A 17659-nucleotide genomic window follows, 5' to 3' on the forward strand; every position below is an offset into this window, starting at 1 on the left:
AGTGGTGAAGTCGCACGCGGCTGGTTAGCGTCTTCACATGGCTGACAAGGTGCTCGCGATCGTCCTGGCCGGCGGGGAGGGCAAGCGCCTGATGCCGCTCACCACCGACCGGGCGAAGCCCGCCGTGCCGTTCGGCGGGATGTACCGGATGGTGGACTTCGTGCTGTCGAACCTGGCGAACGCCGGGTTCCTGAAGATCGTGGTGCTGACCCAGTACAAGTCCCACTCACTGGACCGGCACATCACCAAGACCTGGCGGATGTCGACCCTGCTCGGCAACTACGTCACCCCGGTGCCGGCGCAGCAGCGTCGCGGGCCGTGGTGGTTCGCCGGCTCGGCCGACGCGATCTACCAGAGCTTCAACCTGATCTACGACGAGCAGCCGGACTACGTCCTGGTCTTCGGTGCCGACCACATCTACCGGATGGACCCCCGGCAGATGGTGGACGCGCACATCGCCTCCGGGGCGGCGGTGACCGTCGCCGGCATCCGGCAGCCGCTGGCGATGGCCGACCAGTTCGGCGTGATCGAGGTGGGCGAGGACGGCCAGCGGATCCGCGCGTTCCGGGAGAAGCCCACCGACGCGGTCGGCCTGCCCGACGCCCCGGACCAGATCTACGCCTCGATGGGCAACTACGTCTTCACCACGAAGGCGCTGATCGAGGCGTTGGAGGGCGACGCGGAGGACAAGACCAGCAAGCACGACATGGGCGGCAGCATCATTCCGATGCTGGTCGAGCGGGGCGAGGCGAACGTCTACGACTTCCGCGACAACGATGTGCCCGGCAGCACCGACCGGGACCGTGGCTACTGGCGCGACGTGGGGACGCTGGACTCGTTCTTCGACGCCCACATGGACCTGATCAACGTGCATCCGGTGTTCAACCTGTACAACTTCGAGTGGCCGATCTACACCGGGCAGCTCACGTACCCGCCGGCGAAGTTCGTCCACCAGTGGGGGGAGCGGGTCGGCCGGGCGGTCGCCTCGATGGTGTCACCCGGGGCGGTGATCTCCGGCTCGCTGGTGGAGAACTCGATCGTGTCGCCGAAGGTGAAGGTGCACTCCTGGGCGCACGTGGACGGCGCGGTGCTGATGGAGGGTGTCGAGATCGGCCGGCACGCGGTGGTGCGCCGGGCCATCCTGGACAAGAACGTGTACGTCCCGGAGGGCGCCGAGATCGGCGTCGACCTGGAGAAGGACCGCCAGCGGTACACCGTCTCCGACAACGGCATCGTGGTGATCGGCAAGGGGCAGCGGGTCGAGGTCTGACGCGCCGCCGTCCGCCGTCCGCCGGAGCACCCGTCCGTCCGTCCCGTCTTCTCAGGAGGTTCCCGAAGTGGTTCACGCCCGCGCCGGCAAGCCGGCCGAGCCCGCCGACCTGGTCGACGTGCCCCGGCTGGTCACCGCCTACTACGCCGAGCACCCGGATCCGGCCGACCCCGCGCAGCAGGTGTCGTTCGGCACGTCCGGGCACCGGGGGTCGAGCCTGCGTAACGCCTTCAACGAGCACCACATCCTGGCCGTCACCCAGGCGCTCTGCGACTACCGGCGGGCGCAGGGCGTGGACGGGCCGCTGTTCCTGGCCCGGGACACCCACGCGCTGTCCGCCCCGGCGGCGGTGAGCGCGCTGGAGGTGCTGGCCGCCAACGACGTGACGGTGCTGGTGGACAGCCGGGACGGCTACACGCCCACGCCCGCGTTGTCGCACGCGGTGCTGACGTACAACCGGGGGCGCGACGCCGGTCTGGCCGACGGCATCGTGATCACCCCGTCGCACAACCCGCCGGACGACGGCGGGTTCAAGTACAACCCCACCAACGGCGGTCCGGCCGACACCGACGCCACCCGGTGGATCCAGGACCGGGCGAACGCGATCCTGGCCGCCGGGCTCGGCGAGGTGAAGCGGGTCCCGTACGCGCGGGCGCGGGCCGCCGACACCACCGGGACGTACGACTTCCTGGCCGGCTACGTCGACGACCTGCCGGCGGCGATCGACGTGGCGGCGATCCGGGACGCCGGGGTGCGGATCGGCGCGGACCCGCTCGGCGGGGCCAGCGTGGCGTACTGGGGGGAGATCGCCGAGCGGCACAAGCTGGACCTGACCGTGGTGAACCCGGCCGTCGACCCGACCTGGCGGTTCATGACCCTGGACACCGACGGCAAGATCCGGATGGACTGTTCGTCGCCGAACGCGATGGCCTCGCTGATCGCGGCCCGCGCCGACTTCCAGGTCTCCACCGGCAACGACGCGGACGCCGACCGGCACGGCATCGTCACCCCGGACGGCGGGTTGATGAACCCGAACCACTACCTGGCGGTGGCGATCGCCCACCTGTTCCGGACCCGTACCGCGTGGCGGCCGGACGCGGCGGTCGGCAAGACCCTGGTCTCCTCGTCCATGATCGACCGGGTGGCCGCCGACCTGGGGCGGACGCTGCTGGAGGTACCGGTCGGGTTCAAGTGGTTCGTGCCGGGGCTGCTCGACGGCACGGTCGGTTTCGGCGGCGAGGAGAGCGCCGGCGCGTCCTTCCTGCGGCGGGACGGGAGCACCTGGACCACCGACAAGGACGGCATCCTGCTCTGCCTGCTGGCGGCCGAGATCATCGCCAGCACCGGCCGGACCCCGAGTCAGCACTACACCGACCTGACCGAGCGGTTCGGCGCGCCCGCGTACGCCCGGATCGACGCCCCGGCCAGCCGGGAGGAGAAGGCGGTGCTGGGCAAGCTCTCCCCGGAGCAGGTCACCGCGACCGAGCTGGCCGGTGAGCCGATCACCGCGACGCTGACCGCCGCGCCGGGCAACGGCGCGGCGCTGGGCGGCCTGAAGGTGACCACCGCGTCCGGGTGGTTCGCCGCCCGGCCGTCCGGCACCGAGGACGTCTACAAGATCTACGCCGAGTCGTTCCAGGGCCCGGAGCACCTGACCCGGATCCAGGAGGAGGCGAAGGACCTGGTATCGGCGGTGCTCGCCGGACGATGAGCGCGGGGCCGGCCGGCGGCCCCGTCACCGGGTGGTGCCTCCCTCGTTGACCCACGGTGGGCTGACGAGGGGAGCACGGCCATGACCAGGGTGATGACCGTGGTCGGTACCCGTCCCGAGATCATCCGGTTGTCCCGGGTGATCGACCGGCTGGACCGTACGGTGGAGCACGTGCTGGTGCACACCGGGCAGAACTGGGACCCGACGCTGTCCGAGGTGTTCTTCACCGAGTTGCGGGTGCGCCGCCCGGACCGTTTCCTCGACGTCGACACGTCGTCGCTGGGCCGGACCCTCGGTGGGGTGCTGGTGGGGGTGGAGCAGGCCATCGGCGACCTGCGTCCCGACGCGCTGCTCGTGCTCGGGGACACCAACAGCGCCATCGCCGTGCTGATGGCCCGCCGGATGCGGGTGCCGGTGTACCACATGGAGGCGGGCAACCGCTGTTTCGACCTGAACGTGCCGGAGGAGACCAACCGCCGGCTGGTCGACCACGTCGCCGACTTCAACCTCGTCTACAGCGAGCACGCCCGACGCAACCTGCTGGCCGAAGGGCTGCACCCGCGTCGCATCCTGCACACCGGCTCGCCGATGCGCGAGGTGCTGGAACACCATCGGGTGGACATCGAGCGGTCCCGGATCCTGGACCAGCTCGGCCTGTTCCCGGGGGAGTACTTCCTGGTCAGCGCGCACCGCGAGGAGAACGTGGACGCCCCGGCCCGGCTGGGCCGGCTGCTGGACTGCCTGCGGGCGGTCCGGGACACCTGGGGGTTGCCGCTGCTGGTCTCCACCCACCCGCGTACCCGCAAGCGGCTGGAGGCCCTCGTCACCGACCCGACCAGCCTGGACGGCATCACCTTCCACGAGCCGTTCGGCCTGTTCGACTACGTACGCCTCCAGCTCGCCGCCCGGTGCACGCTGTCGGACAGCGGGACGATCAGCGAGGAGGCGGCCATCCTCGGGTTCCCGGCGGTGACGCTGCGCGAGTCGATCGAACGCCCCGAGGCGCTCGACGCGGGGGGCATCATCCAGACCGGCCTCGACCCGGCCGGGGTGATCGAGGCGGTCGGGGTGACGGTGGACCAGGTGGCGGCCGACGGGGTGCCCTGTCCGGACGACTACCGGGTGCCGGACACCTCCCGGCGGGTGGTCGACTTCATCCTCTCCACGGTCCGCCGACACCACGAGTGGGCCGGTATCCGGCGCTGACGTCGCCGCCGGGAACGACGATCGACCCCGTTCCGCCGAACCGGTGGTGTCCGGCGGGCCGGACCGCACCGGGACCGGCGGAACGGGGCCGATCGGAACGGGGCCGATCGGAACGGGGCCGATCGGAACGGGGCCGATCGGAACGGGGCCGATCGGAACGGGGTCGATCAGAGCGGGCGGATCAGGAGCGCGGCCGGCCCAGCAGGTGGGTCAGCGACCGGGCGACCAGGTCGTCGCGGGCCGCCGGGGCCAGCCCTTCCAGGCCGAAGCCGAGGTACACGCTGTCCTCGGTGACCGTGGCCGCGCCCTCCTCGAAGGCGCGCTGGCTGCGCGACCAGTCGGTGGTGCCGGGCAGCGAGCCGGGCGGCGGACCGGCCACCGTCCAGCCACCCAGGTCGTCCGACTCGAAGCCGGTCTCGGTGACGGTCGCGCCGTCGACGACCACCCGGGCGTCGTCGAGGAAGACACCGAGCCCCTGGGTGCTCCAGTCGGAGACGTACGAGATGGCCACCTCGACCCGCTTGCCGGCGTACGCCGACAGGTCGACGGAGAACTCCTTCCAGCCGTTGGAGGAGCCGGTGGCCGCGTGCCACTGCCCGGTGGTGCCGGTCGGGGCGCAGTCCGCGCTCTGGTAGTGCGCCAGGAACGGGTGCAGTCCGGCCACCCCGCTCTCGCAGCTGTCCCCGGTGTCGGTGCCGGTGTTGCCGTTGCGGTCCGGCAGGGTCGTCCAGGCGTCGCTGCCCACCTCGTGCGCCTCGACGATCATGAAGTCCCAGCTCGACTCGATGTCGTACGAGGCGAAGAAGCGCAGCTCACCGCTGGTGGCGGCAGTCAGGTCGACGGTCCGGGTGAGCCGCTTGTACGACTCGTCGGCCCGCCCGCTGAACAGGTACCACTCGCCGGTGCGCGGGTCGAACGGCGCGCCGCCCGGCCGTACCCAGTCCACCGCCGCCGAGGTGGCGAACTGCGGGAACTGGTCCGGCGGCAGGAAGCTCGACGTGCTGAGGAAGGACGCGGTGTGGTCCTGGTTGCCCGCCGAGCCGGGCGCGTTGAGGGTGCCGGAGAAGCCGGCGAACGCGCCCTCGGCGCCCCGCACCGGGTACGGCTGCCCGTCCGCGCTGCCGCCGTCGCTGACGTAGTTGAACGCGCCCAGCCAGTACTGCTGGAAGTCGTTCGACAGTGGCAGGCAGGACGCGTCGTCCGGGTCGGTGCATTCGGCCGGGGGCGTCGGCTGGTACGCGTACGCCCCGTCGGCGGCCTGCGCGTACAGCGCGTACTTGCCGCTGACCAGCACCTTGCCGCCCTCGTTGAGGTAGTCCCGGACGGCCAGCTCGGTCTCCGCCGCCGCCCGCGCCGCGGTGCCCGGCACCTGGCCGACCGTGCGGGGGATGACGTCGTCGCCGGTCTCCCAGACCACCGCCCGGTAGTGCGACAGCACGCCCAGCGGGTGCGGGGCCTTCCGGCCCATCACGTCGACGTCGTACACGTCGCTGCTGCGCCGGGCGGCGGTCAGCGCGGCGACCACCCCGTCGGCGTACTTGGCGCGGGTGCCCTGCTGGGTGGGGCTGAGTCCGGTGACGTCCTCGGCGGCCAGCACCAGCACCTCGCCGCCGATGTCGGTGTGCACCCGGTAGGTGAACCGCTCACTGGCGACCACGCCCCGGCCGCGCTTGGTGCCGGTGAACCAGACCTCGACCCGGTCGCCGGGTTTCGCGCCGGTGACCGTGCCGCGCAGTTCGGCGTAGTAGTCGTCGTGGGTGTCGCCGTACCGTTCGCCGCCGCGCCACTCCCGCACGCTGACGGTCTTCGGCCGGCCGCCGTCGACCGCGTAGTGCATCCGGACGTTGGTCAGCGCCCGCCGGGTGATCGCCGCGACCTGCTGGTTCCGGCCGTACGAGGTGTCGAAGGTGTCCACCACGAAGTCCGGGGTGCTCCGGCCGACCACCGACACCGGGTCGTCCGGGTCGTGGGTGGACTTCGCCACCGCCAGCGCGAACGGCAGGTTCTTCGCCACCTCGGCGGCGATCAGCTTCTCGTCGTCCGGGAAGACGAAGCCGCTGACGCAGTCCTCCGGTCGCCACTGGTCGTCCGGGTCGGACTCGGACGCCGACTGGCAGGTGGACATCTCCGGGGTGAAGCCGAGCGTGCCGTACCTGACGGTGGCGTGGCTGTCGGTGTCGCCGTTGGTGGTGTACAGCTCGGCGGAGAGGTCCGGGTCGTAGCCGGGCACCGCCGGGTGGTCGTCGTCGCCGGCCATCGCCTGGTAGATCACGTCGTCCGGGGTGGGTGTGGCGACCTGCCAGCCGACCCCGTAGAGCAGCAGCTGCGCCGCCGAGTGGTAGTTGACGAAGAACTCGAAGCCGACCCGGCGGAAGAGGTTGTCCAGGGCCCTGGTCTCCGGTTCGGAGTTCGGGGCCGGCCCCCGGTAGGTGTCGCTGGCCGGGTCCGGCGAGGAGCCCTCGTTGTCGTAGCCCCACTTGTAGGCGAAGTTGCGGTTCAGGTCGACGCCGTCGGCGGAGGTGACCTTCCCGTCGCCGTCGTTGTCCCGCAGGTTCTTGCGCCACAGCCGGTTGCCGGGGGTGAAGGTGTGGTCGTACCCGTCGGGGTTGGCGACCGGCAGGAACCACAGTTCGGTGGTGTCCACCAGCCGGGTGATCTCCCGGTCCCGCCCGTAGTTGTCCAGCATGTGGTGCATCAGCCGCCGGGTCATCTCCGGGGTGATCCATTCGCGGGCGTGCTGGCTGCTGGCGTAGAGCACCGCGGGTCGCTTCCCGTCCGGTACGTTCCGGGCGTTCTTGGTGACCTTGACGGCGAGGATCGGCTTGCCCTGGTGGGTGCGGCCGATGGTCTCCAGTTTGGTCAGCTTCGGGAAGCGGGCCACCGTGGCGGTCAGCTCGTCCCGGATGCCGCCCGGCGCGGAGTACGACCGGAACGCCGACCAGCCGGCGGCGGCCTGTTCGCGCAGGACCTGCGAGGCGGCCTTGTCCTTGACCTTCTTGACCCGCAGGCGCACCCCCTGGCTGGCCAGCCGTTCCGCCTGGCGGGTGCTGAGCACCGTCTCGACCGTGCCGGCACCCGACGTGTCGGTCGTCTGGTGGTCGTGGCCGAGGTCGACGCCGGCCGCGCGCAGCTTCTCCCGTTGGGCCGCGTCGACCGTGCCGACGTACACCTCCAGGGTGTCCCGACCGGCGGCGTCGGACGGTGGCCGCGCACCCGCCGGTGTGGTCAGGGCCAACGTGCCGACCAGGATGAACACGCTGGCGAACGCCAGGCGTCTGTGCCTCATCGCGCCCCCTTCACTTGAGGATCCGTGCCGCGAGCCTGTCGGCAGAGCAGACGCATGTCAATGCCTGGATGGTTGTCGTGGCGGTTCGGGCCCGGGGCCTGCCGAATCGGTCGACGTACTGGCAGGGTGGTACGTCTGGGCGGGTCGGGCCGGTCCGTCGAGCGTCCGGCCCGGAGGCGTATCCCGGGGTGGCCCCTGGTCGTTGGTCGGGATGTCCGGTATCGAACGCCCGCCGGTGTTACCGTCCAGCGGCCTGCCGTGGCGAGGCCGTCTTCCGACGAGGAACGAGTCGATCGACATGCGGCCCCGACTGCTCATCATCACCTACTTCTTCCCGCCGTCGGAGTCCGTCGGGGCCCGTCGACCCGGCGAGCTGGCCACCTTCGCCGTCGACCGGCAATGGGACGTACGGGTGCTGACCGCGACCACGCAGCAGCCGGAGAGCCCCGGCACCGGATTCCCGGAGCACCGGGTCGTCCGGGTCGAGCCGGTGCCGCACACCGCACAGGTCTACTCCTCGGTGCGTAGGGCCGAGGCACGGTCCCGGCTGGGCCGGCGGCAGGTGCTGACGGTACTCGGGACGGCCGGACGGGAGATCCTGATCCCGGACGCCTACGTCAACTGGGTGGTGCCGGCCGTCCGGCGGTTCCTCCGGACCCGGCAGGGGTGGCGACCTGACGTGATCATGGTGACGGGCCCGCCGGCCTCGGTCTATCTGGTGGCCGCCCGGTTGGCCCGGCGGCTGGAGGTGCCGTGGGTCGCCGACTACCGGGACCTCTGGACCGTCGGCAACGACTACTGGCCCTACGGCCGGACCCGGCTGCGTCGCCTCGTCGACCACCGGTTGGAGCGCCGGCTGCTCCGTTCGGCGGCGGTCTGCGTGACCATCTCCGAACCGCTGGCCGAGGTCATGCGCGCCACGTTCGGCATCGACACCAGGGTCGTGATGAACGGCATCGACCGGCGTCCGGCGGGCCTGCCGGCGTCGACCGACGTCGGCCTGGTGGAGTCGGCCGCCGCGACCCTCACCCTGGCCCACACCGGACGACTGAACCCCGGAAAGCGTGACCCTTCGCCCCTGCTGGACGCGGTGGCGTTGCTCGGGCCGCAGGAGGCGGAGCGGGTCCGGGTGGTCTTCGCCGGTGAGGACAACGGGGTCGCCCGGGCGGCCGTCGAGCGGGCCGGGGTGGCCGGATCGGTGACCAACCTCGGCGAGGTGTCCGCCGAGAAGTCCTGGCACCTCCAGGCCACGGCCGACGTGCTGGTCCTGGTCATGTGGAACGACCCGCAGGACGCCGGAACGGTACCCGGGAAGTTCTTCGACTACCTGAGGGCCCGGCGTCCGATCCTGATGATCGGCCATCCCCAGGGCGTCGTGGCGGACCTCATCCGGACCCGACGGGCCGGTGTCGTGCTGGCCGACCCGCCCGCGATCGCGGATCAGTTGCGGACCTGGCTCGCCGAGAAGGACCGGCTCGGCCGGCTCCCGGACCTGCCCGCGTCCAGCCTGGACGGCCTGTACCGGGAGGACCAGCTGGAGCGGTACCTGGCGCTGCTCGCCGAGGTCGCCGCCACCCGGCGGGCACCGGGGTCGTGACCCGACCCCCGGTCGATCGTTGTCTGAGATGTCCGGGTCACCGTCGGCCCGAACCGTTCCCGTCCGCCCGGTGAGTGAGGTCAGAAGGTGCCCGGAAGCGCTCGTTACCTGATCCGGAGGGTCCGGGACCAGTTGACCGCCCTGCGTGACCCGGAGGCCTTCGTCCGTTCCCTGGGAGTGAACCTGACCGGTCGGGTCAGGTTCTACGGGGTGAACCGCGCGATGTTCGGTTCGGAGCCCTGGTTGATCACCATCGGGGACAATGTGTACGTCACCTCCGGGGTGCAGTTCGTGACCCACGACGGGGGCACCCTGATCCTGCGCAAGGACCACCCGGAACTGGACTGGACGGCTCCGATCGTCATCGGCGACGACGTCTACATCGGCATGCGGTCGATGATCCTGGCGGGGGTCACCATCGGCAACCGGTGCGTCATCGGTGCCGGTTCGATCGTCACCCGCGACATCCCGGACAACACCGTGGCCGCCGGGGTGCCGGCGCGTCCGCTACGGACCACCGACGAGTACCTCGAGCGGTTGCAGGCCAAGTCGCTGGGCATCGGCCACCTGCCGGTCCAGGCCAAGCACGAGGCGATCAAGCGGATCTACGGGGTGGCGACCTCCTGAGGGCGACGTGGTCGCGCCCGCGCGCGGCGTTACGCGACCAGAGCGGCCGGACGTTCGCGACGGTCCGGCGGGCCACCGGTCCGGTGGCGGTGGCCCGGGGCCGGGCCGCGGGGGACAGGCCGGGCCGCTCACCCGGTACCTGCGGCCGGCAGGTCCCCGGCCGGCACCCGGTCGGGCTCCGCGCGCCACATGCCGTAACCGGGGGACACCGGCACGCTGTAGGGGATCCCCTCGGCGGTGACCCGTGCCGGGACCTGGAGGTTCGTCGGTCCGGCCTGGACCAGCAGCCGGTTCAGCAGTCCCGGTGCCAGCATCCGGGCATTGGCGACGGTACCGACCCGCTCGATCATCACGAAGTCGTGGGTGCCGTCGGACACGATGATCTCGGTGGCGGTCGCGGGTGGGGCCAGGTAGCGGCGGTAGGCGGTGCCGGCCACCGACTGCCCGGCCTCCAGGGTGCGCCCCCACACCAGTTGCGGGTAGTTCTTCTTGAGGCTGGAGCTGATGAACCAGCCCTTCACCGTCGTGTACCTGACCCGGATGTCGGGACGCCCGTCGCCGATCGGCAGCACCCCGACGGCGATGCCCCACAGCGGGGTGCCGTTGCTGGCTACCGACCACTGGGTCATGCTGGTCGCCGGGTATGTCCGGTCCCGCAGGGTCGCCGGGGTGAAGTCGGTCAGTCGGGTCAGGTTGTCGATGTACGCCCAGCTCGACCAGTTCAGGCCACCGGCGAGCCCGACGTTCGGCATGAACTGCCGACGGACGCCGCCGCTGGGCGCGGTCAGCGGGAAGCACTGGGTGACCCCCATGTTCAGGGTGAACCGTTGCAGGGCGGTCACCTGTTGGGCGACCAGCAGGGTGGCCTCCGACCAGCGGTACAGGTTGGAGACCCGGCACAGCGCGGGGACCTGCGGCAGGATCGTGGCGACCGGGGTGCCGATCCGCGCCCGGGCCGTGTCGATCATCCCCTGGTACGAGACGATGACGTACGACTCCGACACGAACAGTTCCCGTCCGGTCGTCCTGCCGTTCGGCACCGACCGGCCGTCGAGTTCGACGGTCACGGTGTGTGAGTGGCTGGTCGGACGAATCTGGACGTTCGCCGTCACGTTCGTGATCGGTACGGTGGTCCGGTGGGTCGCCCCGGCCACGTGGGTGAGGGGCGCCTTCGGCGCGCCGGTCGTGCCCTGCGCGATGCCTCCCACGATCGTGTAGGGGTTGCCGAACAGCAGGGTGTTGGCGTTCGGGATGGCCAGCAGGGTGTAGACCCGGGTCCCGTCGGACCACCGCGAGCCCACGTCGACGGTCGTCTTGCCGTGGTTGGCCAGGGTGATCTGGGTGCCGACGCTGTAGCCGTGGTTGCCGCCGACGTACGACCAGCCGGTGTTGATGGGGCAGTTGTCGTCCGAGGTGTTGTGCACGTTCGTGCCCAGGCCGGCGGCGACGGTCGGCCAGACCTGGGCGTCGGTGGCGGTGGAGGGCACCAGCATGACCTGCTGAAGATTGGGGTGCCAGAGGCCGACCATGCTCTCCGGGTAGGCCAGGTTGACCGGCATCAGCAGGTCGCGGGTGGCGTCGAACCGGGATCGGACGGAGATCAGGGCGTTGTTCCGGTAAACGATGATATCGGCCATGTCGGATACCTCCGACATGATTGTGTGACCGGCCGCCCCGGTCCGCTGTCGGCAAGGCGACTTCCGTGGCCGTCGGGCGGGCCCGGATCGCCGGCGCGGTGATCGATCCTTGCCTCTTTGGGGCTTTTGATCGTTATTGTCCTGTTACCGTGGCCTGGTTCCACCCGTGACGTACCGGTGATTCGGTCCACACCGAGGGGTTGTCGATGCGCATTCTGATCACCGGCGGGGCCGGCTTCATCGGCTCGAACCTGGCCCGTGCCGCGTTGGTCGAACCCGCCGTGAAAGAGGTGACCGTCCTCGACGACCTGTCGGTGGGGCTGCGGGGCAACCTCGACGGGTTGGACGTCGACCTCGTCGAGGGGTCCATCCTGGACCCGGCCGCCCTGGACGCGGCGATGGCCGGCCGGGAGGCGGTCGTGCACCTGGCGGCGCTGCCCAGCGTGCCCCGCTCGCTGCGGGACCCGGTCGCGTCCCACCACGCCAACGCGACCGGCACGCTGATGGTCCTCGAAGCGGCCCGCCGGCACGACGTGGCCCACGTGCTGGTCGCCTCCTCCTCGTCGGTGTACGGCCTGAACCCGGAACTACCCAAGGCGGAGCTGACCTGGACCCGCCCGCTGAGCCCCTACGCGGCCAGCAAGCTCGCGACCGAGGCCTACGCCCTGGCCCACCAGGCGTCGTTCGGCCTGCCGACCCTGGCCTTCCGGTTCTTCAACGTGTTCGGCCCGGGTCAGCGGCACGACCACGCCTACGCCGCCGTCATTCCCCGGTTCGTCCACGCGGCCCTGCGGGGGGAGCCGGTCGTGGTGCACGGCGACGGCACCCAGTCCCGCGACTTCACCTACGTGGGCACGGTGTGCCGGGTCATCCTCGACGCGCTCCGCCGTCGGGTGTCCCACCCGCATCCGGTCAACCTGGCCTTCGGCTCCCGGGCCAGCCTGCGCCAGGTCCTCGACGAACTCGGTGACCTGCTCGGCCGGCCCGTCGAGCGCGGGTACGCGCCGCCGCGCACCGGTGACGTCCCGCACTCCCTGTCCGACGCCACCACCCTGCGGGAACTCTTCCCGGACGTCGTACCGGTCACCCGCCGCGACGGCCTCCGGGCGACCGTCGAGTGGATGGCCGGCCGGCTGGGTGTCGACCGTGTCACGCCCCGGTGACCCGGGCCGCGAGCCGGACCGGACGGCGGCCGGACCCGACCGCCACGATCGTCCCCGCCCACCCGCCGGCCGCACCGTCGCCCGCTCGGCGGAAACCGCCGCCGGGACGGGACCGCACGGTAGCGGTGGGCATCGCCACCGCCATGGTGGCGAAGGGGCTCGGCCTGGCCGCTCCGCTGGTCATCACCCCGGTCTGCTTCCGGTACCTCGGCGACCAGCGCTACGGCCTGTGGATGGCGGTCACCGCGCTGACCGGCATGGCCTGGTTCGCCGACCTGGGACTGGGCAACGGCCTGCTCACCCGGTTGGGGCACCTCGGCGACGACCCCCGACAGCAGGCCCGGGAGATCTCCACCGCGTACGCCACGCTCGGGACGGTGGCGGCGGCGCTGCTGGCGGGGCTGGTCCTGCTCGACCCGCTGGTGCCCTGGCCCCGGTTGTTCGGGGTCACCGACCCGACCGTCGCCGCGGAGGCGTCGACGCTGGTCCTGCTCTGCTTCGGGGCGTTCGCGGTGAACATCCCGCTCTCGCTGATCCAGCGGATCCAGTACGCCCGCACCCAGATCACCCAGAGCAACGGCTGGCAGTCGACCGGGGCGCTGGCGTCCATGCTGGCGGTGCTCGGCGCCATCACCGCCGGGTGGAGCCCGCTGGCCGTCATCGCCTGCGCGGTGCTGACCGTCCCGCTGACCAACCTGGTCAACACCCTGGTCTACTTCTGGCGTCAGGCACCGGCCACCCGGCCCGGCCCGACGCTGGTGCACCGCGGCACCGCGATGGGTCTGCTCCGGTTGGGCCTGCGGTTCTTCACCCTCACCACGATGTCGTCGATCGCGCTCAACCTGGACAGTCCGCTGGTCGCGCACGTCCTCGGCCTCACGGTGGCCGCGCACTACGCCGTGGTCGGCAAGCTCTTCGGCGTCCTGTCGGTGTTCGTCGGGCTGGTCGGCATGACCATCTGGCCGGTCAGCGGGTCCGCCCTGGCCCGGGGCGAGGTGGCCTGGGTGCGCCGCAACACCCGGCGCATGGTGCTGCTGTACGGGGTGATCGTGGGGACGACCGGGCTCGCGCTGGTCGGCTACGGCCACCGGTTGCTGGAGCTGTGGGTCGGCGGGGTGGACGTGTCGGTGGTGCCGGTCGGGGTCCTCGCCGCGCTCGCGCTCTGGTCGTTCCTGGTGGCGGTCTCCTCCCCGCTGATCGTGGTGCAGAACAGCGTCGGCCTGCTCCGGCCGCAGTTCTTCGGCTGGGCGGGGTTCCTGCTGCTGGCGACCGCACTCAAGGTCTGGGGGCTGCGCCACCTCGGGCTGGTCGGCCTGCCGTTGGCCGCCTGCGTCAGCTACCTGCTCACCATGTGGCCGGCCGTGCTCGTGGGATACCGGCGCGCGTTGCGCCGACCAGCTGGACCCTGACGTCGTCCTGACGTCCTGAACCGTCACCGCGCCGACCAGGGGGCCGCCACCTGGCCGACCGTTTCGCTGCGACAGAGGTGGGAAACCTGCGATGAGAAATGAATCGATACTGATCGACACTGCCGGCGGCTGGGGCGGCGGCGCAGGCCGCCTCAAGATCGAACTCGACGCCTTCCTCGCCGAGCACCGGCCGCCGGTCCGGGTGATCGGGCGGCACCGCCGGCTCACCCCGTCGTGGCTGGTCCGGAGGGAGGCCGCCGCCAACCTGCCGGTCGCGGTCTCGTTGAGCAACGTCTCGTTCCTGCGTCCCGGTACCGAACGGCGGGTGCTGGTGCACAACGCCCTGCACTTCCTGCACGACCGGGAGCGGTGGGTGCTCAGCCGGCTGCCCCCGTCGTTCCGGGCCCAGATCCCCGTCGTCCGTGGGTCGCTGTACCAGGCCGACGTGGTCGTCGTCCCCTGTTCGGAGATGGCCCAACGGGTCGTCGACCGGCTGCCGGCGGTCCGCGACCGGCTGCTGGTGCTACCCAACCCGGTCAGCCAGGTCGGTCCGCGCATCCCCACCACCGACGTGTCGATCCTGGTACCGATCGTGTGGTCGCCGTTCAAGAACGTGGCGAGCGAACTCCGGGTACTGCTGGCCGCCCTCGACCGACGCCGGCACCGGGCCCTGGTCCGGGTCACCGCGCACCCGCGTGACCTCCCCGGCGACCTGGTGTACCACCCCCGACTGGACCTGATCGGGCCGCTACCCCACCACCGGCTCGTCGCGTACTGGCGTCGGTCGACCGCCGTCTTCTTCCCGTGCGTGCTGGAGTCCTTCGGCTATCCACTCGCCGAGGCGCGGGTGTACGGGGTGCCCGTCCTCGCGCCGGACACCCCGCAGGCGCGCGAGATCGCCGGCCCGGCGCTGGTGCCGTACCGGCTGTCCGATGTCGACAGCCTGGCCGCGGCCCTCGACGGCCTCGACCGGCCGGTGGCCCCGGAGCCGCACGCGTTCGAGCGCGGCGGGTACTTCACCCGGCTGCTGGGCCTGACCCGCGACGACCGGCGGACGGGCCGGGCGGCCCGGGTCGCGGCCGGGACGTTGCCACCCCGATGAGACCAGCGGAGGAGAGTCGGATGCCGGGCTACGTGATCGACGCCGAGGCGGGCCGGGGCGGCCCCCTGACCGGGCCACGCACCGGCCACCGGTGCCGGGTCCTGCGGGTGGTCGGCGAGCTGAACTTCGGCGGTACCGAGGCGCGTACGGCGGAACTGCTGCCCCGGCTCGTCGCCGCCGGTACCGAGGTGCACCTGGTGACCCTCGCGGACCGGGTCGGGCCCGGACCACTGGCCGGGGCGATCGTCCGGCACGGTGGCTCGGTCAGCCCACTGCCCCTGGACGTCCGGTTCCCCGCCCGGTTCCGCCGCCTGCTCCGCCTGCTCCGGCCGGACGTCGTGCACGTCGACTGCGCGAACTTCTCCGGCGTGATCCTCTGCCTCGCCGGGCTCGCCGGCGTGCCCGTCCGGGTCGCCCACTTCCGGGGAGACGACAACCAGCACCGCAACCGGCGCCAACGCGTCTGCCGCTGGATCTGGGGACGCCTGCTCCGGATGTCCGCCACGGACATCCTCGGGGTCTCACCCAGCGCGCTCACCTGCGGATACGACCCGGCCTGGCGTGACGACCCCCGCTGCCGGGTGGTCCTCAACGGGCTCGACCTCGACCGGCTCCGCACGCCCACCGGCGACGACCTGCGGGCGGTGACCGGCGCCGCACCCGGCGACCTGCTCTGTCTGACCGTGGGCCGGGCCAGCCCGGAGAAACGGCGTTGGCTGCTGCCACCGATCCTGGCGGCACTGCGCGACCGGGGCGTGTCCGCGCACGCGGTGCTGGTCGGGCCGAGGGACGACGCGGACGACGCCCGGGTGCGCGGCGCCGCTGCCGCCGCCGGGCTCGCCGACCGGGTCCACCTGCTCGGCCCGCGTGACGACGTCGGCGCGCTGCTCCGGCAGGCCGACGTGGTGGTCCACCCGTCCTGCCTGGAGGGACTGCCCGGTGGCGTGCTGGAACCGGTCGCGCTGGGGGTCGGCACGGTGGCCGCCGACCTGCCGGGGGTCCGGTTCATCAGCGAACACCTGCCGGGCGTCACCGTGGTCGCCACCGACGCCCCACCGGCGGCCTGGGCGGCGGCCGTGCTCACCGCCGCCGGGCACACCGCGACGACCGATCCCGCGGCGGCGGCGGACCGCTTCGCACGCAGCGTCTTCTCGATCGAGGAGGCGACCGCCACCCATGTGGCGATCTACCGGCGGCCGGAGGGGCCGCCCCGGAACCGGGTAGTCGGAGACAGGAGCCGGCCACGGGCCGGCTCGGAACGGTGGGACAGATGAACGATCAGACCATGGTGCTCGACACGGAACCCTGGACCCACGCCGCGGTGTGGCGGCGGGCGGACCGGCCGCGCCCGCTCCTCGTCGGGGCCTACCAGTTCCCGTACGGTGACGCCACCTCCAACCGGCTGCTGCAACTGGCCCGGTGTGCCGCCCCCGAGGGTTCCCGCACCCTGGTCGTCAACGACTGGCCGTGCGACGGATCCCTCCCGCCCCGGCGCGACGAGGTGCCGGGAATCGACCTGATCACCCTGCGGACCAGGGGCGGCAACCGGTTCACCCGGATGTCGGCCCGGCTGGCCCGTCCGGTACGCGTGCTGCGGGCGGCCCGCCGCCGGGGCGTCGGACGGGGCGACGTGTCCGTGGTGCTGCTGCCGATGGCCATGATGACCCTCGGCAACTGGGCGGTGCTGCGGTTCGCGCTGCGGTGCCCGGTGGTGGTGGACGCCAGTGAGCGGCACGACCGCCGCCAGTTCCGGCACGGGTGGCTGACCCCGTACTTCGTGCGGCACCGCTGGTCGACGTTCCTGGCGACCCGGCTCGTCGACCGGGCCACGGCGGTGTCCACCACGTTGGCCGGCTACCTGGCGGGGCACGGCCTGGACGTGCTGGTGGTGCCACCCCAGGTGGACTGCGACGAGTTCGCCGCGCCCCGTCCGCCCTCGCTCGGTGACGGGCTGCGGCTGCTGTACGCCGGCACCCCCGGTCGCAAGGACATGCTCGACGTGATCCTGCGCGGGATCAGCGAGCTCGCGCCGGCGGACCAGCGGCGGGTCACTCTCACCATCGCCGGGATCACCCGCGAGGAGGCCACCACCCGGTCCGACCTGGACGTGTCGGTGCTGGCCACGGTGTCGGCCCGGGTGACCTTCCTCGGGCGGGTGCCGCGCGGGGTCGTGCTGACCCTGCTGTCGGAGTCGCACTTCTCGATGCTGGTCCGGCCCACCGGTGGGTACGCCGCCCACGGCTTCCCGTCCAAGGTGCCGGAGAGCCTGGCCGCCGGCTGCCCGGTGCTGCTCAACCACACCAGCGACCTGGCCGCCCACGTCCAGGACGGGGTGGAGGGTCTCGTGCTCGACGGCAACGGCCCGCAGGACGTCCGGCGGGGGATCGAACGGGCCCTGGCGCTGCGGGACGAGGACTGGACGGCGATGAGCCGGGCCGCGCGGTCGCGGGCCCGCCGGTCCTTCGACCACCGGGCCTGGCGGGACCGGGTGAGCGCCTTCGTGGCCGCCGCCGACGTCAGCCCGTCAGCCGCGGACCGACCGGGCCAGCCGCGCAGTCAGGGCTGACGGTCCCCGCACACGACGGCACCGCGTCCACGGACGCGGTGCCGTCGTGTGCGGGGAGGCCGCCGCAGCGCCTCCCGCACGATGT

At 72.0% G+C, this 17659-nt stretch carries 12 protein-coding genes; 10 read left to right on the plus strand and 2 right to left on the minus strand.

Annotated elements, in window-relative coordinates:
* Positions 1-37 precede the first annotated feature (37 nt).
* The 3 genes from glgC (at position 38) to wecB (ending at position 4187) form a co-directional block, all read left to right on the plus strand.
* On the plus strand, positions 38-1270 hold the full coding sequence (gene glgC, locus PVK37_RS16265) for a glucose-1-phosphate adenylyltransferase (RefSeq protein WP_275034863.1): 1233 nt from the start codon (positions 38-40) through the stop codon (positions 1268-1270).
* Between the two features lie 67 nt (positions 1271-1337).
* On the plus strand, positions 1338-2981 hold the full coding sequence (gene pgm, locus PVK37_RS16270; protein ID WP_275034864.1) for a phosphoglucomutase (alpha-D-glucose-1,6-bisphosphate-dependent): 1644 nt from the start codon (positions 1338-1340) through the stop codon (positions 2979-2981).
* Between the two features lie 81 nt (positions 2982-3062).
* Positions 3063-4187, plus strand: coding sequence for a non-hydrolyzing UDP-N-acetylglucosamine 2-epimerase (wecB, locus tag PVK37_RS16275; RefSeq protein ID WP_275034865.1), 1125 nt, complete (start codon positions 3063-3065; stop codon positions 4185-4187).
* A gap of 181 nt (positions 4188-4368) precedes the next feature.
* On the opposite strand, the gene PVK37_RS16280 is transcribed toward wecB, so the two are convergent.
* On the minus strand, positions 4369-7473 hold the full coding sequence (locus tag PVK37_RS16280; RefSeq protein WP_275034866.1) for a M14 family metallopeptidase: 3105 nt from the start codon (positions 7471-7473) through the stop codon (positions 4369-4371).
* 298 nt (positions 7474-7771) lie between these two features.
* Here PVK37_RS16280 and PVK37_RS16285 point away from each other — a divergent pair, with 298 nt between their 5' ends.
* A complete protein-coding gene (locus PVK37_RS16285; protein ID WP_275034867.1) occupies positions 7772-9070 on the plus strand; it encodes a glycosyltransferase in 1299 nt (432 codons plus the stop codon).
* 87 nt (positions 9071-9157) lie between these two features.
* Positions 9158-9697, plus strand: a complete 540-nt coding sequence (locus PVK37_RS16290; protein WP_275034869.1) for an acyltransferase — start codon at positions 9158-9160, stop codon at positions 9695-9697.
* Positions 9698-9825: 128 nt separating this feature from the next.
* On the opposite strand, the gene PVK37_RS16295 is transcribed toward PVK37_RS16290, so the two are convergent.
* Positions 9826-11334, minus strand: a complete 1509-nt coding sequence (locus tag PVK37_RS16295; RefSeq protein WP_275034870.1) for a hypothetical protein — start codon at positions 11332-11334, stop codon at positions 9826-9828.
* A 206-nt stretch (positions 11335-11540) separates the two neighbouring features.
* Between PVK37_RS16295 and PVK37_RS16300 the strand changes: the two genes are divergently transcribed.
* The 5 genes from PVK37_RS16300 to PVK37_RS16320 all read left to right on the plus strand — a co-directional run bounded on the left by PVK37_RS16300 (position 11541) and on the right by PVK37_RS16320 (position 17574).
* Positions 11541-12497: an NAD-dependent epimerase/dehydratase family protein gene (locus PVK37_RS16300; RefSeq protein ID WP_275034871.1), complete on the plus strand. Its 957-nt coding sequence runs from the start codon at positions 11541-11543 to the stop codon at positions 12495-12497.
* A gap of 125 nt (positions 12498-12622) precedes the next feature.
* Positions 12623-13906 (plus strand): lipopolysaccharide biosynthesis protein, encoded by a 1284-nt coding sequence (locus tag PVK37_RS16305; RefSeq protein ID WP_275034872.1) that lies wholly within the window; start codon positions 12623-12625, stop codon positions 13904-13906.
* Positions 13907-13997: 91 nt separating this feature from the next.
* Positions 13998-15008 (plus strand): glycosyltransferase, encoded by a 1011-nt coding sequence (locus PVK37_RS16310; protein WP_275034873.1) that lies wholly within the window; start codon positions 13998-14000, stop codon positions 15006-15008.
* Between the two features lie 20 nt (positions 15009-15028).
* Positions 15029-16282, plus strand: a complete 1254-nt coding sequence (locus PVK37_RS16315; RefSeq protein ID WP_275034874.1) for a glycosyltransferase family 4 protein — start codon at positions 15029-15031, stop codon at positions 16280-16282.
* Positions 16279-17574 carry a glycosyltransferase gene (locus PVK37_RS16320; RefSeq protein ID WP_275034875.1) on the plus strand — a complete coding sequence of 432 codons (1296 nt, stop codon included), beginning with the start codon at positions 16279-16281 and terminating at the stop codon, positions 17572-17574. The genes PVK37_RS16315 and PVK37_RS16320 overlap by 4 nt, the downstream gene beginning before the upstream one ends.
* The last annotated feature ends 85 nt before the right edge of the window (positions 17575-17659 follow it).

This window comes from Micromonospora cathayae (assembly GCF_028993575.1).
In the GTDB taxonomy this organism is placed as follows: Bacteria; Actinomycetota; Actinomycetes; order Mycobacteriales; family Micromonosporaceae; genus Micromonospora; species Micromonospora cathayae.